17 protein-coding genes are annotated in these 19,400 nt (G+C 59.6%); 9 read left to right on the top strand and 8 right to left on the bottom strand.

The genetic code is table 11. The features are described 5' to 3' along the window. The first annotated feature begins 52 nt into the window (after positions 1 to 52). From ELH03_RS26885 to ELH03_RS26860, 6 genes are all read left to right on the top strand, one after another. A complete protein-coding gene (locus tag ELH03_RS26885) occupies positions 53 to 904 on the top strand; it encodes a glycine betaine ABC transporter substrate-binding protein (RefSeq protein ID WP_128402177.1) in 852 nt (283 codons plus the stop codon). 85 nt (positions 905 to 989) lie between these two features. Further along, positions 990 to 2,096, top strand: a complete 1,107-nt coding sequence (locus ELH03_RS26880; protein WP_419150350.1) for a quaternary amine ABC transporter ATP-binding protein — start codon at positions 990 to 992, stop codon at positions 2,094 to 2,096. Positions 2,097 to 2,101: 5 nt separating this feature from the next. After that, entirely contained in the window at positions 2,102 to 2,950 is an 849-nt protein-coding gene (locus tag ELH03_RS26875) for an ABC transporter permease (RefSeq protein WP_128402175.1), read from the top strand. Then, positions 2,947 to 3,798 (top strand): ABC transporter permease, encoded by an 852-nt coding sequence (locus ELH03_RS26870; protein WP_128402174.1) that lies wholly within the window; start codon positions 2,947 to 2,949, stop codon positions 3,796 to 3,798. The genes ELH03_RS26875 and ELH03_RS26870 overlap by 4 nt, the downstream gene beginning before the upstream one ends. Positions 3,799 to 3,814: 16 nt before the next feature. Continuing rightward, positions 3,815 to 4,813 (top strand): 4-hydroxyproline epimerase, encoded by a 999-nt coding sequence (locus ELH03_RS26865; protein ID WP_128402173.1) that lies wholly within the window; start codon positions 3,815 to 3,817, stop codon positions 4,811 to 4,813. 56 nt (positions 4,814 to 4,869) lie between these two features. Further along, the gene (locus ELH03_RS26860) at positions 4,870 to 5,883 is read left to right on the top strand and encodes a GlxA family transcriptional regulator (RefSeq protein ID WP_128402172.1); all 1,014 of its coding nucleotides are present in this window, start codon (positions 4,870 to 4,872) and stop codon (positions 5,881 to 5,883) included. Between the two features lie 6 nt (positions 5,884 to 5,889). On the opposite strand, the gene ELH03_RS26855 is transcribed toward ELH03_RS26860, so the two are convergent. From ELH03_RS26855 to ELH03_RS26845, 3 genes are read right to left on the bottom strand one after another with little or no spacing between them, the layout of a single operon-like run. Beyond that, complete coding sequence (locus ELH03_RS26855) at positions 5,890 to 7,170, bottom strand: M24 family metallopeptidase (RefSeq protein ID WP_130766939.1); 1,281 nt, start codon at positions 7,168 to 7,170, stop codon at positions 5,890 to 5,892. Positions 7,171 to 7,217: 47 nt separating this feature from the next. After that, complete coding sequence (locus tag ELH03_RS26850; RefSeq protein WP_128402170.1) at positions 7,218 to 8,309, bottom strand: FAD-binding oxidoreductase; 1,092 nt, start codon at positions 8,307 to 8,309, stop codon at positions 7,218 to 7,220. Next, positions 8,299 to 9,552 carry an aromatic ring-hydroxylating oxygenase subunit alpha gene (locus ELH03_RS26845; RefSeq protein WP_128402169.1) on the bottom strand — a complete coding sequence of 418 codons (1,254 nt, stop codon included), beginning with the start codon at positions 9,550 to 9,552 and terminating at the stop codon, positions 8,299 to 8,301. The genes ELH03_RS26850 and ELH03_RS26845 overlap by 11 nt, the downstream gene beginning before the upstream one ends. 109 nt (positions 9,553 to 9,661) lie before the next feature. On the opposite strand from ELH03_RS26845, the gene ELH03_RS26840 reads away from it, so the two are divergent. After that, positions 9,662 to 10,549, top strand: coding sequence for a LysR substrate-binding domain-containing protein (locus ELH03_RS26840; protein WP_128402168.1), 888 nt, complete (start codon positions 9,662 to 9,664; stop codon positions 10,547 to 10,549). Positions 10,550 to 10,561: 12 nt separating this feature from the next. Here the strand turns inward: ELH03_RS26840 and ELH03_RS26835 are convergent, their stop codons facing one another. Then, positions 10,562 to 12,214 carry an acyltransferase gene (locus ELH03_RS26835; RefSeq protein ID WP_130766938.1) on the bottom strand — a complete coding sequence of 551 codons (1,653 nt, stop codon included), beginning with the start codon at positions 12,212 to 12,214 and terminating at the stop codon, positions 10,562 to 10,564. Positions 12,215 to 12,561: 347 nt separating this feature from the next. Then, positions 12,562 to 14,508, bottom strand: coding sequence for a putative bifunctional diguanylate cyclase/phosphodiesterase (locus ELH03_RS26830; protein WP_128402166.1), 1,947 nt, complete (start codon positions 14,506 to 14,508; stop codon positions 12,562 to 12,564). A gap of 230 nt (positions 14,509 to 14,738) precedes the next feature. On the opposite strand from ELH03_RS26830, the gene ELH03_RS26825 reads away from it, so the two are divergent. Further along, positions 14,739 to 15,776 (top strand): class I SAM-dependent methyltransferase, encoded by a 1,038-nt coding sequence (locus ELH03_RS26825; RefSeq protein WP_128402165.1) that lies wholly within the window; start codon positions 14,739 to 14,741, stop codon positions 15,774 to 15,776. A 138-nt stretch (positions 15,777 to 15,914) separates the two neighbouring features. Here ELH03_RS26825 and ELH03_RS26820 read toward each other — a convergent pair whose 3' ends face one another. Genes ELH03_RS26820 through ELH03_RS26810 form a run of 3 tightly spaced genes read right to left on the bottom strand, consistent with a single transcriptional unit; the run spans position 15,915 to position 18,361 of the window. Continuing rightward, the gene (locus ELH03_RS26820) at positions 15,915 to 16,385 is read right to left on the bottom strand and encodes a cyclophilin-like fold protein (RefSeq protein WP_128402164.1); all 471 of its coding nucleotides are present in this window, start codon (positions 16,383 to 16,385) and stop codon (positions 15,915 to 15,917) included. A gap of 13 nt (positions 16,386 to 16,398) precedes the next feature. After that, positions 16,399 to 17,145, bottom strand: coding sequence for an SDR family oxidoreductase (locus tag ELH03_RS26815; RefSeq protein ID WP_128402163.1), 747 nt, complete (start codon positions 17,143 to 17,145; stop codon positions 16,399 to 16,401). Between the two features lie 28 nt (positions 17,146 to 17,173). Next, positions 17,174 to 18,361 (bottom strand): MFS transporter, encoded by a 1,188-nt coding sequence (locus ELH03_RS26810; RefSeq protein WP_128402162.1) that lies wholly within the window; start codon positions 18,359 to 18,361, stop codon positions 17,174 to 17,176. A 95-nt stretch (positions 18,362 to 18,456) separates the two neighbouring features. Between ELH03_RS26810 and ELH03_RS26805 the strand changes: the two genes are divergently transcribed. Further along, positions 18,457 to 19,353 carry a LysR family transcriptional regulator gene (locus ELH03_RS26805; RefSeq protein WP_128402161.1) on the top strand — a complete coding sequence of 299 codons (897 nt, stop codon included), beginning with the start codon at positions 18,457 to 18,459 and terminating at the stop codon, positions 19,351 to 19,353. The last annotated feature ends 47 nt before the right edge of the window (positions 19,354 to 19,400 follow it).

The raw sequence follows: 19,400 nt of genomic DNA, 5'->3' as shown, positions 1-19,400 counted from the left end.
GCCCGCTCGCAGACTTCAATGACAATGGGAACGAAAAACAGGAGTAAGAACAATGAAGACTTTGTGGAAGGCGCTCTGCGCTGCTGCGATGATCGGGGTCAGCATCCTTCCTGCTCGCGCGGAAGAAAAGACGATCACCATGGGCACGATGTCGTGGGAGGACCTGACGCCCATCACCGGTATCACCAAGAAGGTTCTCGAAGACGCCGGCTATACGGTCAAGGTGACCGAGTTCTCAGAATGGGGCATCGCCTATGCCGCTCTCGCCAAGGGTGACATCCAGGTTCTCACCTCGCAGACGGACTACGTTGCGCAGGACTACTGGGACAAGAACAAGAACCGGCTCGAGAAGATTTCGCCCGTGTCGCACGGCCTCTATCAGGGCGTAGCGGTTCCTAAATATGTCCCGATCGACTCGCTGGAACAGCTCAACGAAAACGCCGATAAGTTCAGCGGCAAGATCATCGGTATCGAACCGGGCGCCGGCCTGATGCGCGATACTTCGAACGCGGTCAAGGATTATGGCCTCAAGTTCCAGCTCGTCGAGGGCAGCACCGCCGCGATGACGGCGGCGCTGAAGTCCGCCTATGATCGCAAGGAGTGGATTGCGGTGACGATCTGGGAGCCGTCCTGGATGGTCCAGAAGTACGAGGTCAAGTACCTCAAGGATCCGAAGGGCGTATTCCCGCCGCCGCAGAGCTATTACTGGATCGGCCACAAGGGCTTCTCTGCAGAGAACCCGCATGCGCGCGAAGTGATGGCCAGCGTCTACGTGCCGATCGCCGACATCACCGCCATCAACGGCGCAGTCAATGAAGGCAAGACGATGGACCAGGCCGTGCAGGATTGGATCGGCGCGCATGCCGACCTGATCAAGCGCTGGGAAAACATCAAGAAGAACTAAACGCGTCGTGGCCGTCCGATCCGTCGGGCGGCCACCCTGAAACCTAATGAAGAAGCCAGCGCCGAATGGCTCAAAGGGGATCGCTATGAAAACCGTAAATGCCGATATCAATGACGTCCTGATCGACTGCCAATCCCTTTGGAAAGTCTTCGGCGACAAGTCCTCTGCGGCAATGAAGTCGATCAAGGAGCGCGGCCTCGGCAAAAAAGAGGTCCTGAAGGAGTTCAACTGCGTCGTCGGCGTGTCCGACGCGAGCATTGAGGTCCGGCGCGGCGAAATCTTCTGCATCATGGGCTTGTCGGGAAGCGGAAAATCGACGCTCATCCGCCTTCTCAACAAGCTGATCACGCCGAGCTCCGGCAAAGTCTTCGTCAAGGGACGCGACCTCGCCGCTCTGTCGCCGGTCGATCTCCGGCAGATGCGCGCCAGGAACATCGGCATGGTGTTTCAGAGCGTCGCTCTGTTGCCGCATCGGACAGTCCTGGAAAATGCTGCCTTCGGCCTCGAGGTTCAGGGAATTGCCAAGCCGGAGCGAAACAAGACCGCCGTTGCAGCGCTCGAGAAGGTCGGCCTCGCCGACTGGGTGAATCGATATCCGAACGAGCTTTCCGGCGGCATGCAGCAACGCGTCGGGCTCGCCCGCGCGCTTGCTTCCGACCCCGAGATCATTCTGATGGACGAGCCGTTCAGCGCTCTCGATCCACTCATCCGGCGGCAGCTTCAGGACGAATTCCGGCAGTTGACGAAAGCCTTGGGCAAATCCGCAGTCTTCATCACCCATGATCTCGACGAGGCAATCCGGATCGGCGACCGCATTGCGATCATGAAGGACGGCGTCATCATCCAGACCGGCACGGCCGAGGAGATCATCCTCAACCCGGCGGATGCCTATGTCGCCGAATTCGTCGCCGGCATATCGCGCCTCCATCTGATCAAGGCGCATTCCGTCATGCGCAGCGTCGCCGAATTCCAGCAGAGCCAGCCGAATTCCGACATCGCGTCGCTGGCGCGCACGACGCCGGACGCCGACATCGACGAACTCATCACGCTGACGATGCAGTCGGAACGCGACGCCATTGCCGTCGTCGACAACGATCAGATCGTCGGCGTGGTGACGCCACGCAGCCTGCTGATGGGCGTCAAGGGAACGTCTACCCACGATCTCACGGCGGCGTCCCACAACTGGAGCTGATTGACATGGATAGTTCAGGCTTCACCGATCTTTTTGATGAATGGACGGACTCGGCGCTCGAGTGGGTGAGCGACAACGGCGAATTCCTCTTCGATTCCATCAGGCAGCTTCTCGAAGGGCTCTATGACGGGATCCTCTGGCTCCTGCAGCTTCCGCCTTTCTACCTGGTCGCGCTGATCGTGGCGCTCATCGGCTGGCGGCTGGTCAATGTCTGGTTCGCCGTGCTCAGCGGCGTCGCGCTGGCGCTTTGTTTTTCCATGGGGCTCTGGCCGGAGACGATGAGCACCCTGGCGCTGGTATTGACCGCAACCGCACTCGCCCTGGCGATCGGTATCCCGATCGGTATTGCCGCCGGCTTCTTCACCGCTCTCGATCGATTCATCGAGCCCGGCCTGGATCTCATCCAGACACTTCCGCCATATATCTATCTGCTGCCGGCGATCGCCCTGCTCGGCTACGGACCGGCGACGGCGCTGATCGCGACGGTGATCGTCGCCGTGCCGCCGGCAATCCGCCTGACATCTCTCGGTATCCGGATGACGCCCAGGGAGTTCATCGAACTTGGTGAGGCGCTTGGAATGAGACCGGCGCAGATGTTCTTCAAGATTCGCCTTCCCTTCGCGCTGCCGAGCATCATGGCAGGGATCAACCAGAGCCTGATGATGGCGTTCGGCATGGTCGTCATCGCAGGCATCGTCGGTTCCGGCGGGCTCGGCGAGACGATCTACGGCGCGATCAGGACGCTCGACATCGCGACATCCATCAATGGAGCGATAGCCATCGTGGTTCTGACCATGGTGCTTGACCGGATAACCCAGAGCGCGGCTCGCTTGGGAACGGGGAGGAAATCATGAATCCGTCCATCCTGCAGTTTTCGCCCGGTGCTTTCCTGGCGCCGTCAGTCGATTGGCTCAACACCAACCTTCATCCGCTGTTTGCGGCGATCACCTATCTGATTGAAGCGGTTCTTTCCGGATTCGAGGCGGCCCTCCTCTTCGTGCCGCCCTATGGGCTTATCGCGATCGTCGTCATTCTGTCATTCGCCGCCGCCGGTCTGCGCGCCGCGATCCTTGCGGGACTTTGCCTGGGGTTTTGTCTCCTCATGGGGCTGTGGACGGCATCGATGCAGACCCTTTCTCTGGTCACTGTCGCGGTTCTGATCTCCGTGCTCATCGCCTTCCCGATCGGCGTCCTGTGCTCGCGCCACAAGACATTGGAGGCGATGGTTCGTCCGGTTCTCGACGTGATGCAGACGGTACCGCCATGGGTCTACCTCATTCCTGCGGTGATGATCTTCAGCCTTGGACGCGTGCCGGCAATCATCGCCACCATCGTCTATGGCATTCCGCCGATGCTCCGCTTGACCACCCTGGCGTTCAACCAGGTGCCGAGAGAATTTGTGGAACTCGGCAGCGCCATCGGCGCGCCGCCTCGTTCGGTGCTTTGGAAGATCGAGATCCCCTTGGCCAGGCAGACGCTCCTGGTCGGGCTCAACCAATGCATCCTTCTGTCGCTGGCGATGGTGGTATTGGCCGGGCTCGTCGGCGCCGGCGGTCTCGGCGCGGAGGTGACGCGCGGCCTGACGCGCATGGAGATGGGGCTTGGCCTGCGGGCGGGCCTGGCGATCGTTGCCGTGGCCCTTCTGCTCGACCGGCTGTCCCGCGGCCTGCTCGACCGTAACAGGCTGCCGAAGACGAGATGAGCAAGGATTTGAAAAGATGAGAAACAGCTTCTTCTGCATCGACTCCCATACATCAGGAAATCCCGTGCGCCTTGTCGTCGGAGGCGGTCCGCTGCTTCCGCATGCGCCAATCAGTGAGCGACGGGAGATTTTTGTCCGGGACCACGACTGGGTGCGCAAGGCGCTGATGTTCGAGCCAAGGGGGCATGACATCATGTCGGGGGCGATCATCTATCCGGCCTACCGAGAGGATTGCGATTTTGCCGTTCTTTTCATCGAAGTGAGCGGCTGCCTGCCGATGTGCGGCGCTGGCACCATCGGCGTCGTGACCGCCGCGATCGAGGAGGGGCTCGTCAAGCCGCGGGAGCCGGGAAGGGTTGCCATCGAGACGCCTGCAGGAAGGGTTGACGTCACCTATGAGGAGAAGGCCGGATATGTCGAATCCGTTCGTCTCCACAATGTTGCGAGCTATCTGCACGACGCTGATGTCGAGGTCGATGTACCGGGAATGGGCCGTCTGCGCGTCGACATATCCTATGGCGGCAACTACTATGCAGTCATCGAACCGCAGGAAAACTGGAGCGGGCTCGACGGCATGACCGCGTCGGACATCGTCGGCTGCAGCCAGAAGCTCAGGTCAGCGCTTGCCGATATCTGCGATCCCGTTCATCCCGACGATCCCAGGATCCGCGGCGTGCATCATGCCATCTGGTGCGACCGGCCTGTGAACGACACCTCGGATGGGCGTTGCGCGGTCTTCTATGGCGAGAAGGCTATCGATCGCTCGCCGGGCGGCACCGGCACCTCCGCCCGCATGGCCCAGCTCTATGGGAAGGGACGGCTTACCGTCGGATCGAGATACCGGCATGAAAGCCTGATCGGAACCGTCTTCGAGGGCCGGGTCGAAGCCGAGGCACGCATTGGGCCCTATAGCGGTATTCTTCCAAGCATCGGAGGCTGGGCACGCGTCATCGGGCACAACACCATTTTCGTTGACGATCGGGATCCGCTAGCGCATGGCTTTCAGATTCGATGAGCGCGTTTTCGTCTGAAAAGACGGGCGGCGCGGTAAAAGGCGGCAAGGAGATGACTATGCGACCTGAGCAGCATCGACAGGCAGACGCCGCCGCGAAGTCGGCTGGCCGGCTCAAGGTCGGCTTCGTTCTGGCGCGATCGTTCACGCTGTCCGCCTTCGCGCTCTTCGTGGACACGCTGCGACTTGCCAGCGACGAGCAGGATCGTTCCGGAAGGGTCCTTGCCGACTGGCAGGTGATCGGCAGCACGCGGCACCTGATCACCGCGAGCTGCGGCGTCCAGGTTGCGCCGACCTCCGATTTCGTCGATCCGTCGAAGTTCGATTACATCGTGGTCGTCGGCGGCCTTCTGACGGTGGAGAACCCTGTCGACCAGCAGACCATTACCTTTCTCAAGCAGGCGGACGCCAAGAAGGTGCCGCTGATCGGCGTGTGCACGGGTTCGTTCATTCTTGCTGCGGCAGGCCTGATGAAGCGGCACGAATCCTGTGTGAGCTGGCTGCATTACAAGGAGTTTCGGGAGCGATTCCCCGAGCTTAGCGTTCGTTCCGACCGGCTCTTCAATCTCGATCGCCAGCGCGGATCGTGTGCAGGCGGCAGCAGTGCCGCCGACATGGCGGCGTTGCTGGTCAGGAAATGTATCAGCCGCGACGCTGAACGAAATGCGCTGGAGGTCCTTCAGATCGAAAAGGCCCGGACTCCAGCGGACATACAGCCCCGGCGTCCTCTCTACGACGACTATGACGACGCCCGCGTCAAGGCGGCGATGATTACGATGGAACAGTTCGTCGATGGCAGCATATCGATTCAGAAGCTTGCCGCCACGGTTGGCCTGTCTCGGCGGCAACTGGAGCGGATCTTCATCGACAAGACGGGAATGTCTCCTGCCAAGGCCTATAATCGTGTTCGCATGGAGCGGGCGAAATCGATCCTGGCCCAGTCGAAGGCGCCACTGATCGAAATCGCGCTGGATGTCGGCTTTGAAAATGCCTCGCAGTTCACGCGAACGTTCAAGCGCACATTCGGGCAAACGCCATCGCAGCATCGTGCAGCCGCTTCGAGAGCACACTGAGCCTATTCAGATCTCTTCCCACGGAAACGTGTCGAGCCGCTCCGCTCCCTTGGCAGTGATCAGTGCCTGGGTTTCCAGCTTGATGCTCTCGGATCCAGCCTCGGCGACCAGGCTTTCGACGTTGAGCACCATGCCCTCCTCGATGATGCCACTGAAGTCAGGATCGAAATCCGGATGTAGAAGGATCCCCGGCCATTCGTCCGCCATTCCGGTTCCGTGCAGAGCAAGCGTGTATCGATAAGGCTGGTATTTCTCCGGAATCCGCCACGACAGCGCATTGAACTCCGCGAAGGTCATCCCGGGCTTCAGGATTGCGAGATTGTGCTCGATCTGATCCCTGGCTGCCGCGTAGAGTTGCTTCTGCCTGGCGTTCATCGCGACGTGCCCTGCTGTCCACGACCGCGAGAGGTCGGCGCAATAGCCGTATGGTCCGATCATATCGGTGTCGAAGGATATCATCTCCCCGCGTTTGACCACGTAGTCCGAGCATTCCTGATACCAGGGATTTGTTCTCGGGCCTGCGGTCAGGAGCTTGGTCTCGAGCCACTCGCCGCCGCTGCGTGCGTTTTCGAAGTGAAGCTCGGCCCAGATCTCTCTTTCGGTCCGGCCGGGCTCGGATACCTCGTACATCCGCGCCATGCCTGCTTCGCAGACACGGATCGTCCATCTCATCAGCTCGATTTCGTCAGCGCTCTTGATGGCTCGCGCCCGCTCGGCCAGTTCCTGGCCGTCCATGAGTGTGAATCCGCGTTCCCGCAGTTCGAACGCGCCCGCCGGTTCGAGCCTGTCCACCGCCACGCGCCTGTTGCCGCCATGGCTGTTCAAGAGATCCGCGACTTCGTCCGCCCAGGCTTTCAGGCGGGGTTCCATAAGGCTGCCTGATGTGAAGAATATCCACGACTTCGCCGGCCGGATCTCGTCGATGCCTGGAAGCCCGTCATTGACATGTTCAGCGCCCTCGAATTCGAAGAGTATCGCCGGACCATCGGCCAGGATCAGAGCGTAGCGCGAGGCGTTGTGCATCGTCCAGATGCTCATATTCGATGAATCGAAGGCATATCGGATGTTGACGGGATCATAGAGGAGCAGGGCGCCGCAATCCCATTCGCGCATCTTCGTTCGCAGGCGCTCCAGACGATAGCGGCGAGCCCGATCGAGCGTCGTGGCCGGCAAAGGACTGATAAGAGGCCGATCCGCTCCCTGAGGATTGAGATATGCCTGCTTTCGCTCATCCTTGAAGACCGTCGAGCCGGTCAGCTCAGCGGAAACGCTTTCCTCGCGCAACATTTCAGTGAGTCCCTGTTGTCGGTGAATGACGCGACGTTACCGGGCGCTCAGCGCTCGATGACAAGATCGCTGAGCGGCTTCGAGCAGCAGGGCAGAAAGAGGCCGGCGTCAATTTCCCTCTGACGAATTCCGCCATTGTGGTTCATGTCGACGGTTCCGGAGGCGAGCTTCGACTTGCAGGTGCCGCAGACGCCGTTCGCACAGGACGACGGGATCCTGACGCCCGCCTTCTTCGCGCAAGAGAGCACGCTCTGGTCGCCGGAGACGTCGATGCTGCGGGCCTGTTTCGAGAAGGTGACCTGAAAGACCTTGGCAGCGGCCTCCTGAACCGCGGGGATCTCGGGCTCGTCGATGACCGCGGCATCGAAGCTTTCCTCCAGGTAGTTCGGGCCGGCGACGCCGAGCTCGGCGGCAATACCGCGCGCAGCGGCCATGAATGGGGCGGGGCCGCAGCACATCACGGTTCGCTCGGCGATATCGGGAACTGCAAGCCCGATATAGTCTTTCGAAATGCGACCGGTCAGACCCGGCCAGGATGGCTCGCCGGCCACGGTCTCCGGGAGGAAATGGAGGCGAAGGCCTTTCAGCCTGTGGGCGATGCAGGCCAGTTCGTCGCGAAAGATCAGATCCTGTGGTGTCCGGCCAGCATGCATGAAGACGACGTCGGCGGGCTCGCAACTGTCGGCGATCTCACGCAGAATGGACATGACGGGCGTAATGCCGGAACCGCCGGACAAAAGCAGAAGCTTCGGTCTCGACGTCTCGGGCCTGACGAAATGGCCGAGTGGGCCGCTCGCCTTAACGGTTGCCCCGGGAACCAGGGTGTCATGAAGCCAGTTGGAGATCTTTCCGCCGGGAACGCGCTTTACGGTCACCGAGAAGGCGTTCGTCCGATGTGGCGAGGAGGAGATGCTGTAGCACCTGTTTTCAGCCTCTCCATTGTGTTCCAGGTCGAACAGAAAATACTGTCCTGCCTTGAACGCAAACCGCTTGCCCTCACGGGATGCGAAGGTGAATGTCTTGACGTCGTGGGTCTCCTGCTGAACGTCGAGGCAGACGAGCGCGTCGTCTTCTTCAGGGTTCCAGACGGCGTCAAGGGCGGCCCTGGCTGCAGGCGCCTGCGGGCTCCTAGTATCCATGGGCGCGCATCCGGTCGATGTACCAGGTGGCAAACTTGTCGAGGTTCGTCTCCGAGAAGCGGGAGTACGGGCCTGGCTGGTAAGCGGGGTCCGTCGCGCCGGCATGAGAGCGGGCAACCAGATCGGCGTCCTGGTCGGTCGTTGCGACCCAGACATCCGTCAGCTTGTCGAGATCGTAGTCCACGCCTTCGACGGCATCCTTGTGGACCAGCCACTTGGTTCTAACCAGCGTCTTGCCCGCGGAGAGCGGAATAACGGTTGCCACCACCGCATGGTCGCCCATGAAGTGGTTCCAGCTGTTGTGGCCCCAAAGATGCATGTCGCCGAGATCCTTGCGGGTCATGTGCCCAAGCAGCTTGGAGGATGCGGCGGTGGCATCGTGGGTCTGGGATTCACCGGCGCCTGATATGATCAGCCGCTGGGTGCGGAAGTTGGTGGCGCAGTCGGCGAGCTGCTCGACGGCAGCCGAGGGAAAGCCGTCAGCCTCCCACGCCTTTGTCTGTTCTTCATACAGCCTGAAATGCTCCTCGGCCTGCTCGCGATCCTCCGGGCTCAGCGTTTCGGGGTCGAAGCCGAAGTCGAGATCGACGAAAGAGACGCAAAGCTCCGGGTGGTTTGCGGAGCAGTGGTAGCATTCGCGATTGTTCTCCATCGTGAGCTTCCAGTTGCCATCCTCGATGACATCCGTCTGGAAAGCAATCTTTGCGTTCGGGATGTCGTAGGGGACGAGGCGCTCGGTCATGGCTTGCTCGAGGATAGCAATGTCCTCGGGCGGATTGTCGGAGAGACAGACATAAATCAGCCCGCCGATCGACTTGAACGTGACGGGCTTGAGGCTCCGGCACTCCTTGTCGAAGTCTTTTCCCATGTGAGGCGCGTAGCTGAGCTCACCCGTCAGTTCGTATGTCCAGGTGTGATAGGGACAGACGAGTTTTGAGACGATCGTCTTGCCCGGATCGAGAAGGCGGGAGCCGCGATGGCGGCAGACATTGTGCAGGACGCGAATTTCTCCGTCGTCGTCGCGCAGAAGGATCAGGCTCGTCTTGCCGATATCGATCACCGTAGCGTCGCCGGGCTCGGGAACATCGCAGTCCAGACCGACGCAGATCCAGTGATTGTGGAAGAAGACGTCGATGTCTGCTTCGAACACGTCTTCTCTGACGTAAAGGCCGGCCGGCAAAGAGTGACCGTCGGCTCGAGCGTCGAGAAGGGCTGAAATGGAAGATGGAAGTCTGTTTAGCATGAGAACCTCTTATGCGAGAGTTTCCCCAGATTGCGCTTGCAGCGCAGGCGTTTCAACGGCATAAAAAATCACGCTCGCATGAGTTTTTATCATGTGAAGAGGAGTTGCGATGCATTTCCGAAGACGGATCCCGTCGCTGACGGCACTGGTCACTCTGGAGGCGGTGCTCAGAAAGAAGAGCTTCACCACGGCTGCGACCGAATTGGGCGTCACCCAGGCGGCAGTCAGCAGGCAGATTGCATTGCTGGAGGAGGAATTCGGCCAACCCTTATTCGTGCGCAAGCATCGGGCAATCGAGCCGACAACGGCATGCATCAACCTCGGAGCCACCCTGGCGAAGAGTTTTGCCGATATTGCCGAGAGCGTGGAGGCGATCCAGTCGCGCAGCCGGGACGTGTTGACGATAGGGGCGACCGTTGCATTCTCTTCCTTCTGGCTGCTGCCGCGGCTGGCCGAATTCCGCCGAGCGAACCCAGGCATTCTGGTGCGAGTGATATCCCAGGACAGCCCGATCGCTCTCGACGACGGAGAAGTCGATGTGGCAATTCGCTATGGTGTGCCCCCCTTCAACGATGGAACCGTCATCGCCTCGCGCGGCGACGTCATCTGCCCCGTCTGCTCTCCCGATTACCTCAGGCGTCGAGGAGATGGCCCGCTAGGCTCCGTCGACGAATTCATCGAAACCGACGTTCTCGATCGTTCCTGGTATAGCTGGGCGCAATGGTTTTCGCTGACCGGCGCCAACATCGAGGTAAAACCGTCGCTTAGGTTCAACCACTATACCGAAACCATCGCAGCCGCGCGCGTAGGGCAAGGGATTGCCTTGGGATGGCGCATGCTGGTGGGCACCTTTCTGGAGGATGGAACCCTGGTGCGGATCGGCGGTGGCGAGCTTGCCGCGGAAGATCGTTACAACGTGATCGTGCCCGTCAAAGCCAAGCGAAGCAACGCGCGCGACCTTGCCGCCGCCTGGCTGACGGCATCACTGCACGGTTGATCAAAGCCGTATTCACAAGCCCAATCCTACAGTGGCCGTTCGGTGGACGCCCTTGGGGACGAAGGCGAAGCGGTCTGCCAGGCCCAGAAAATCGGCCGCCAGATGAATGACGGAAAGCCACATTTCCGTCCCCTGCAAGCTCGGTTGACCACCGTCGGCAAACGGAAACCCCTCGCCATCCCGCCATCTATCCAGAGCCCTTGATATGAGATTGCGGGCGATCGCCTCCCCGTCAGCCCGCCTGTAGTCGGTCTGCCGGGCAATCAGCAGCAGAGGGTGAATCGTATCGAGCAGGTTGCACGCATTGTATTTCGCGGCAACGAAGCCCTTGTGGTTGCGATAATTGAGGTGAACTGTTTCGAGCGAGGCATGCGGGTGGGGAAGTGCCGCGCCGAACTGGGCGTAGGTGCCACGCGTCAGGCGATAAAAGCCGTTCACAGGTTGGAGCCATCCTTCCCCCGCGGTCGGCTCACCCCAGAGCCCCGAAACGCTATTGGCATTCCGGCTCAGCCACTCGAAGAGTTCCTGCCGGGAATTCCTGATGCCGAAATACTTCGCATTGAAGTACATGGCGGTTCCGATCGCATCGACCACGCTGCCGGCGTGCCAGGCCCGGGTTGACCAGGGCAGGGCGCTCAGCCATTCATCCAGCTCTCTTGCGTCGAGCTCGACCGCATGGACAGGTTGCCGTGGACCGGAACCAAGCAGTTCAAGCGCATATCCAACCGCAAGGACGTTATAGAGCGCCTTTGGATCATCCCTCAATGCCCTCCCGTACTCCCGCGAATGCTCTTCCGGGAAAAGGCCGGTCTCCCGTTCTTGGAGACCTTGGAGAAGCTGGACCGTCTCCGCCGGATCGAGGTCGGGTGGCAGGTGGCCGAACCCGGCAGCGATCTCGATTGCATCGCATAAATGCCTGATCGCCGGTCTGCGGACGCCGTCTGCTTCCAGCGATTCATAGGCTCCCTGCGTTTTCCAGCGTGCAAGAATATCCGGCCATTGCTCTTTCGCTTTCTGACCCAGCCTGAGCAATCGATCTTCGACGTCTCCAGTGCCGGATTTCCTGGGTGCCGAGCCTCTAGCTCGCAGCACCCGGGCGGGCACACCACCGGCAATCGACATGGCGGGAATGTCGCCCGTAACCACCGCTCCGGCGGCGATCACCGCACCATTTCCAATTGTTGCGCCATCGAGGATCACTGAATTGGCGCCGATCCAGACATCGTTACCGATCACTATGCCGATGCTAACCACACCTTGCCTGTGAATGGGGATAGTCTGATCTTCGAAGCCATGATTGAAGCCGACGATCGAGGCATGCGAAGCAATCCGGACCCCGTTGCCGCACGTCACCTTGCCGGAAACACAGGCATATGGATTGATGGTGCAATCGTCGCCGAGGATCACATGGCCGCGGACGAGTGCCTGCCCGGCGATCCAGGATCGCTCGCCCATCATTAGGCTTTCGGTGAAGATCGCGGCATGCTCCGCGACATAGGACGTCTCAGCCAACTCCGCACCGCATGATCGCCGGAGTTCCGCCTTGCGGGCGAGGTGAGCGGGATGATCAAGGTCCGACGCAATGTGTTCCCAGGTCAGGTATTGAAGCCTGCGCGCTTCCTTATCTTCGCTCGCCGATGCTTGCGGGCTGTTGGCGTGATCCATCTCGATCCTCATTCTCAGGTTCAGCCGCTGAATATTCCTCTGCCTTCAACGATCCTTTGCCTCGCTACATCAGACGGCGTGATCCGTCTAAAAGCAAGACTTCCGACAATGATGGTACAGCCCTCGTTGAGATGGCCCCAATTGCTTTGGTTGCCGTGTAGGTAGTCGGTTCGGCCGAGGCGCCCGGGTTCATCGCCTGTACGGAAAGCGTACCGCCCGGCGAGAAGATAAGCCGACCGGAATAGGGTATGCTTGCCACGCTTACGTCCGAATCCGCAAAGCCGTCACACGCCACGCACCGATCATCGGCAACGTGCTGAGCCATCTGGAAAAACCTTGAGGTCGAGTTATGCCGCGCTCAGCAGTTCAGCGCTAACCGGCATTCCCATATGAAAGCCCTGGACGCGGTCGATGCGAAGATCCTTGAGAAGGGAAAATTGTGCTGCAGTTTCGACGCCTTCCACCAGGATCGTATTCCCACGATTGCGGATGAGAGCAATCATGTCCTGAAGCATCATCAAACCGCGTGGATTCGAGCAGTCGTGCAGGAAGGTTCTATCGACCTTGACCGTCTGAAACTCGATCGCCCTCAGCCAAGAGAGACCCGCGAAGCCGCAGCCGAAGTCGTCAAGCCAGATCTCGACGCCGAGTGCCCGCAGATCGGCAATGCATTTAAGCACCTCCGACTGCATATCCATGTCCAGGCCCTCGGTGACTTCCAAGGCTAGTCGCGACCCGGAGACCCCACACCGAGCAAGGATATCAGCGACACTCAAAGCAAAGCCGGGAGAACGCAGTTGTATTGGCGACACGTTGACGCTGACGGTAGCCATGCGATCGGTCATCAGTATATCACGGCATGCCGTCTCGATCGCCCACCTGCCCAGTTCGAGGATAGCGCCACTTCGTTCTGCAACGGGAATGAACGTCTTCGGCGAAACCGCGGTGCCGTCCGGCATCCTGAGGCGCATCAAAGCCTCGACAGCTCTTGCTTTCTCGTTCGTCACGTCGAAGATCGGTTGGTACACGAGCGAGACCAGTTTGCGATCAATGGCGGCCGCCAGCAGCGGGACGAGCTTACCAGCATAGTCCTCGGGGCGAGGCAACAACGGATCAAAACTACGAATGCAGTTTCGGCCACTTGCTTTGGCATTGTAGAGAGCGAGGTCGGCTTCACGTACTATTCGTTCAACTTTCTCTCCAACTTTCTCGCGGGTGAAGGCGACGCCGATGCTGACGGTTACGATCGACATATCATCTGGTCGCTCGTCGTGAGCAATGGCAAGAGACTCGACTTCCATTCTGATCTTCTCGGCGAGAGTCATCGCTACCTTGGGGAGGGCGACCGGCATGACCACGATAAACTCCTCGCCACCATACCTGCCGATCATGCCATTGGACGACTCTACAACCGCCTTCAGCGCATTGGCGATGACAGTCAGACAGCGGTCTCCTTGCTGATGTCCGTAGCGATCATTGAAGCGCTTGAAAAAGTCGACGTCGATGAGGAACACGGAGAAGTCGCGGCGTTCGTCTTTCCAGGCGGCCCAGCATTCGTCGAGTCGCCGATCCACAGCGCGCCGGTTGCTTATGCCCGTCAGGTAGTCGGTATGTGAAAGCTCGAGCAGTGACCTTCCGCGCTCGGACGCTTCCCAATGCTGGTGGCGAGCCTCCGCCGCGTTCAGCAACACGTTTCGACGCTCCACGTTCAATCGCCAATTGACGAAAGACGTGAAGGCAAAGCACGAAATGTAGAACAGCCCGAAGGCAAGCTTATAGGTTTGGCTTGAAGGAAAAAATTCCTCGATGGTAACGAAAAATGCGCAGAGAACGAGGCTCGAGGTGATCACCGAAAGCCGAAACGGGAAACTGAAAAAGAGGTTGGCGCCCATCATGAAGATGGCGCCGAATATCATGTAGTATGACATGGCGGTGACGTCGCGGGTGGCAATCGCCGGGTAAAGCCAACCCACATAGCCCACAAGCAGTGCGGCGGCACATGTGATGTCAAGCCAGACGGTTTTCGCATTTGCCAGCCGCAAGGTTTCGAAAGCCAGCAGTGCGATCGTTGCAATGACGAATCGCGCGGCGATCGTCACAGGCGCAACGTCCGGGATAAGCCATCGATCTGGAAGTGCGAAGGCCACATAAACGACGACCGCGATCCAAAGACCATGCCGTGAGCTCCGCCTTCGGGCAGCATCATTTTCAGTTTCCAGAGACTTGAGGGCCTCGGCAAATGAGAAGCTGACGGTCAATTCGTCGCGCCGCACATTAGCGTAAGCCGCGCTCATGCAAAAACACCGGCCTGGCAACGATATAGAGAAGGTAAAAAGTAAGCCATACTTCGGCGCCCTCCAAAGTTACATTCTGCAACCTGAACCCGATTGGTCTTATTGCTGAGCACTCTTAGAGGGATAGGATCTGACCCGCAATAGTAGAAATACTCTTATCCCGTGTAGATTCTAGTCGCATCCTATTTCGAGGTTGATTATGCTTAACGCTATGTCAAAGGGGTCTCGAAATGGAACAAAGCCTGGTCTTAGACGGTGAAAGTCTTGTTGCGCCAGGTGAAATTCGTCGGGCGGCAAGAAGGGTTGCTGCCCCAGATCCCGGCCACCTTATCGTTGCCAGAGCCGAGCTTGCCCTCAGCCTTGACGTATCGATCCGTCAGTTCAAATCCGGCGTCGAGCCTAATGCGATCATCGAGCGTCTTACCGACGCCTTGCATCAGATACGGCGGCGCTTTCATCCGGAGGTGTGGGACGTCATCGTTCCGATCGCGCAATCTCATCCAGTTGCTCACTATCTTCATCAAGATCCATTGACCCGCTGGTCGTTCGAAAAGCCGCGCGGCTATTCTGGCGACGCACGCCTTCTCGACTTCATCTACGGCAGACCTGAGATTGAGGACGCTGTCTTATCAGCCAGCAACTTGGGACGTTCGATCTACGCCTACACTCGAAATGCTTCGTCATCCGTCGCGGTAAGAGAGCGCCGAGACATTCTGGCTCGCCGCGTTGACGAAATCGCTTCGGCCCGGCCTGGTTCCACCGAAGTCCTCGCCATCGCGGCCGGGCATCTTCGTGAGGGGCCTTTGTCACGCGCTCTCGGCGCCGGCGCGATCAGACGCTGGGTAGCTCTGGATCAAGACCCGATGAGCGTTGGAACCGTCACCCGCGATTTCGCCGGCACGTCCGTCGAAGCGGTGAACGGGTCGGTCAAATCCCTGCTCGGTGGAAGACATGCGCTGGGATTGTTCGATTTCGTCTATGCCGCGGGTCTCTATGACTATTTGCCGGACGCGGTGGCCGTAAAGCTGACCAAGAAGTGCGTCAGCATGCTTAAGCCTGGCGGTACATTCCTATTCGCCAACTTCTCCCCGGAGACGGAGGTCGATGGCTATATGGAGACATTTATGAACTGGGCGCTGCTGTTGCGGTCAGAACGAGAGATGGGCTTGATCGCCGGTGAAAGCGTGACCGGGGCGGATGTGAAGGTGTCTGTTTGGTCCGGCTCAAACCGCAGCATTGTTTACTGTGAAATCCAAAGACCGCAGTAGGCCGCACGTTGGCTCGGGGCTGAGAAGAACGAGTCCGCCTGGAAAGGGGCAGTTGCTCCCAATTGCGGAAATTTATCGTCATTGGGTCCTTCATGCTTGAGAGGAAAGCGATTTCAGATTCCGCCCATGGAACCCTTGTTAGATGCGTTCTATGCGGACCGGATACTCGCCGCGCACCAGCAACGGAGCGAAGCCATCGTCGAAGCGGCCGAGCCGGATCAGCCCATCCCAGCGGTAGGCCGCATGGAACAGGGCCAGATTACCCCACGGTTTGAAGTAGCAAAGGTCGCCCGGCTGCTCGTTTCCGAAAGCACCACTGCCTTCTTCGGTCAGCTTGCGCGGCAGATGGACGATCTTTTCGTTCCTGCCGTAGTCCTCGATCTTGAGGTTCAAGGGCAGCATGGAAGCGAGATCGCGTGCCGTCGGATTGTCGGAGAGTGTCGCTGTCAGGGTTAGATTGTTGAAGCCTATCCTGATCCTGACGTCTGTCGCCTCGGGACTCGCCGGGCGGTCTTCGTCTTGCCCTTGCGCCACGAGAGGTAGAGCGGCGGCGGCCAAAGTTCCGCCCAGTACCGCGCGACGGCTCATGAACTTGGATGTCATCGACATAGCACGCCTCGCATTAGACAGGTTGAGCCGTGGGCCTGAACAGGATTTCGTTGATGTCGACATCGTCTGGTTCGTTCACCGCGAAGGCGACCGTTCGGGCGAATGTGTCCGCGCTGATGGCGATCTTGCTGACGAACTCCTTGGTGCCCGCCTGGATGTCCTTTTCGCTGATGTGTTCGAGGAGTTCGGTGCTCACCGCGCCGGGTGAAATGATCGTGGTGCGGATGTTGTATGGCTTCACTTCCTTCCGCAGCCCCTCCGAGAGGGCACGCACGGCAAATTTCGTCGCGCAGTAGACGGTGGCACCCGGATCGACCACGTGGCCGTAGACGGAGGACACGTTGATGATGTGCCCCGACTTCTGCGCCTTCATGTGGGGAAGCGCTGCTGCGATGCCGTAGAGCACCCCCTTGATGTTCACGTCGATCATGCGATCCCACTCGTCAACTTTGAGCCGTTCGAGCGGCGCAAGTGGCATCAGGCCGGCATTGTTCAGCATCACGTCGATGCGACCGAACGCGTTGACGGCCGTGTCGACGAGCTTCTTGACTTGATGTTGGTCCGTGACGTCGGTTTGGACTGCCTTGGCCTTATAGCCCTTGGCGGCCAGCTCCTCAGCCAGCTTAGCGATGCGTTCGCTACGCCGAGCGCCGAGGACGACCGAAGCGCCACGCTCAGCAAGGTGACGCGCGGTGGCTTCGCCAAGCCCGCTGCTTGCCCCGGTGATGACGACCACTTTGTTTTCGATTCCTTGAGACATGATGATCTCCTGTTTTGGGGTTTCTGAATCAGGAACGGCGACCGGCCAGGGCTGCGAGGACAGCCGAACCGGCGAGAAGGCAGGCGGCCAGAAGGAAGGTGCTCCACCATCCCGCGGTGTCGAACAGCATGCCGCCAGCGAAAGCGCCGCCGGCAATGGCAAGTTGGATCAGTGCCACTTGCAGCCCACCTGCCGCTTCCAACTCACCGGGGACGATGGCGGCCATCCAGGTGTTCCAGGCGACCGGAATCGGGGTTGAGAAAAATCCCCACATGACGAGCAGGGATGCCGTAACCGCCGCGAACGGCCCGAGAGCGATCAGCAGCAGGGCAATGAACGCAAGAGCGGCCGGCAAACCTACGAGAGCGAGGAGGAGGTGCCGCTGGGCGACGAAGCCAATGACGGAGGTTCCAGCTAGTCCTCCGACGCCAAGGCCGAGAAGCACCATGGACAGGACATTCAATTGCAGTCCCGTGACGCCTTCGAGGAACGGACGAAGATAAATGGACAGTGCGTTCTGGCCGATGAACGCGAGACCTGTCGCCGCCATTCCAATCGCGAATGTGCGATTGCGCAGCAGCCCGAATATTCTGGCCACCGAGACGGTTGAGGTCGCCGGCATCCTCGGCAGGACGACCAGTTGCCAGACGAGCGCGGCAATTCCGATTGGCACGGTGATGAAGAAGGTTCCGCGCCATCCGATCAACCCGCCAAGAAAACTGCCGAGCGGCGCGGCAAGGACGAGCGCGAATGCGGTGCCACCTTGAAGAAGCGCAATGGCCTTGGGCAGGTCACGGTCCGAAGCCAGGCGTGCCAGAATAGCCGTCGACAGCGACCAGAAGCCGCCGATCGCAACGCCGACCAGGGACCGCCCGACGAGAAAGACAGGGAAGTTGGGTGCGAGGGCAACCGCCAAGCTCGATGCAACGAGAACCGCCGTATAGAGCAAGACGACAGACTTCCGGTCGATCCTCGCCAAGAATGCATTGCCGAAAAGGCTGGTGATAACCGCGAAGACTCCCGACACAGTGATCGCCAATCCGGCTTGCCCTTCTGACACAGAGAGGTCCGTGGCGATCGGGGTCAGAAGGCTCACGGGGAGAAATTCCAACCCCACCAGAAGGAAAGTGAGAAGCGAGAGACAGGTCACCGCCGTCCATGAGGTCGCCGCGTCTTCCGTCAGTGAGGTCTCATTCAATGTCAATTCGACGGTCATACATGTGCTCCTGTCCGTTGCCAAAAAAGATAGCCGGACTGGTTTTGCGCGACTAGAAGCTATAATCTGAACGTCGTGATGAAGGAGATTCAACAATGCGGCGCGACGAGTTCACGGAAATGCGTGCGTTTCTGGAGGTGGCTCAGGAGCGGAGTTTCACCCGCGCTGCATCAAAATTGGGAGTCACGCGCTCGGCGCTGAGCCATACGATCAGCGCGCTCGAAGCACGGCTCGGTGTCCGGCTTCTCTCCCGCACGACGCGTGATGTGGCTCCCACTGCGGCCGGTGCGCGTCTCGTGGAAAGCGTTCAACCCCATTTCGAAAGCATCGCCGCCGGGATCCGCGCGATCGGGGCGCTACGTGACAAACCCTCAGGCGAAGTCCGGGTCGTGTGTCCCGACGATGCCGTCAACCTCGTGTTCCGTGGAAGGCTGCCGGCATTTCTGCGTGACTACCCTGATATCACCGTGGAACTCATCATCGACAATGGTTTCACAAATATCGTCGAACGCCAGTTCGATGCCGGCGTGCGGCTCGGCGAAGCAATCGCGCGCGACATGGTGGCGGTTCGCATCGGTCCCGACGTCTCCTATGCCGTGGTTGGATCACCCGAATACTTTGCGGGCCGCACCGCGCCTTCGACCCCGCAAGACTTGACGGACCACAATTGCGTCAACCTGCGGCTTTCCACCTCAGGCGCGCTCTATGCTTGGGAGTTCAAAAAGGATGGTCGCGAGTTCAGCGTTCGTGTGGAGGGCCAACTCGTGATGAGCAACATAGAACCGGCGATCAATGCCGCTCTTGATGGCATGGGGCTGTCCTATGCGCCGAGGGACCTCGTCCGACAATATCTTGACAGCGGCCGACTGAAGGAAGTGCTCGCGGACTGGGCTCCCACGTTCCAAGGATATCATCTCTATTACCCCAGCCGGCGACATCCATCCCCTGCTTTCTCCGCCTTCGTCGAAGCTTTTCGCTACCGGCATAGGTAACCAACACTCATGTCGAGAGGCTCCGCCGGACAACGGGCGCAACAGAC

The organism is Rhizobium beringeri (assembly GCF_004306515.1).
Taxonomy (GTDB): domain Bacteria; phylum Pseudomonadota; class Alphaproteobacteria; order Rhizobiales; family Rhizobiaceae; genus Rhizobium; species Rhizobium beringeri.
This window is presented reverse-complemented; position numbering and strand designations above follow the sequence as displayed.

What these genes read in the sequence shown, in the direction of transcription:
- ELH03_RS26820 (WP_128402164.1), bottom strand. Translation starts at nt 16,385, where the DNA reads ATGTCGATGACATCCAAGTTCATGAGCCGTCGCGCGGTACTGGGCGGA.
- ELH03_RS26805 (WP_128402161.1), top strand. Translation starts at nt 18,457, where the DNA reads ATGCGGCGCGACGAGTTCACGGAAATGCGTGCGTTTCTGGAGGTGGCT.
- ELH03_RS26830 (WP_128402166.1), bottom strand. Translation starts at nt 14,508, where the DNA reads ATGAGCGCGGCTTACGCTAATGTGCGGCGCGACGAATTGACCGTCAGC.
- ELH03_RS26865 (WP_128402173.1), top strand. Translation starts at nt 3,815, where the DNA reads ATGAGAAACAGCTTCTTCTGCATCGACTCCCATACATCAGGAAATCCC.
- ELH03_RS26880 (WP_419150350.1), top strand. Translation starts at nt 990, where the DNA reads ATGAAAACCGTAAATGCCGATATCAATGACGTCCTGATCGACTGCCAA.
- ELH03_RS26825 (WP_128402165.1), top strand. Translation starts at nt 14,739, where the DNA reads ATGGAACAAAGCCTGGTCTTAGACGGTGAAAGTCTTGTTGCGCCAGGT.
- ELH03_RS26850 (WP_128402170.1), bottom strand. Translation starts at nt 8,309, where the DNA reads ATGGATACTAGGAGCCCGCAGGCGCCTGCAGCCAGGGCCGCCCTTGAC.
- ELH03_RS26860 (WP_128402172.1), top strand. Translation starts at nt 4,870, where the DNA reads ATGCGACCTGAGCAGCATCGACAGGCAGACGCCGCCGCGAAGTCGGCT.
- ELH03_RS26815 (WP_128402163.1), bottom strand. Translation starts at nt 17,145, where the DNA reads ATGTCTCAAGGAATCGAAAACAAAGTGGTCGTCATCACCGGGGCAAGC.
- ELH03_RS26835 (WP_130766938.1), bottom strand. Translation starts at nt 12,214, where the DNA reads ATGGATCACGCCAACAGCCCGCAAGCATCGGCGAGCGAAGATAAGGAA.
- ELH03_RS26875 (WP_128402175.1), top strand. Translation starts at nt 2,102, where the DNA reads ATGGATAGTTCAGGCTTCACCGATCTTTTTGATGAATGGACGGACTCG.
- ELH03_RS26840 (WP_128402168.1), top strand. Translation starts at nt 9,662, where the DNA reads ATGCATTTCCGAAGACGGATCCCGTCGCTGACGGCACTGGTCACTCTG.
- ELH03_RS26870 (WP_128402174.1), top strand. Translation starts at nt 2,947, where the DNA reads ATGAATCCGTCCATCCTGCAGTTTTCGCCCGGTGCTTTCCTGGCGCCG.
- ELH03_RS26810 (WP_128402162.1), bottom strand. Translation starts at nt 18,361, where the DNA reads ATGACCGTCGAATTGACATTGAATGAGACCTCACTGACGGAAGACGCG.
- ELH03_RS26885 (WP_128402177.1), top strand. Translation starts at nt 53, where the DNA reads ATGAAGACTTTGTGGAAGGCGCTCTGCGCTGCTGCGATGATCGGGGTC.
- ELH03_RS26855 (WP_130766939.1), bottom strand. Translation starts at nt 7,170, where the DNA reads ATGTTGCGCGAGGAAAGCGTTTCCGCTGAGCTGACCGGCTCGACGGTC.
- ELH03_RS26845 (WP_128402169.1), bottom strand. Translation starts at nt 9,552, where the DNA reads ATGCTAAACAGACTTCCATCTTCCATTTCAGCCCTTCTCGACGCTCGA.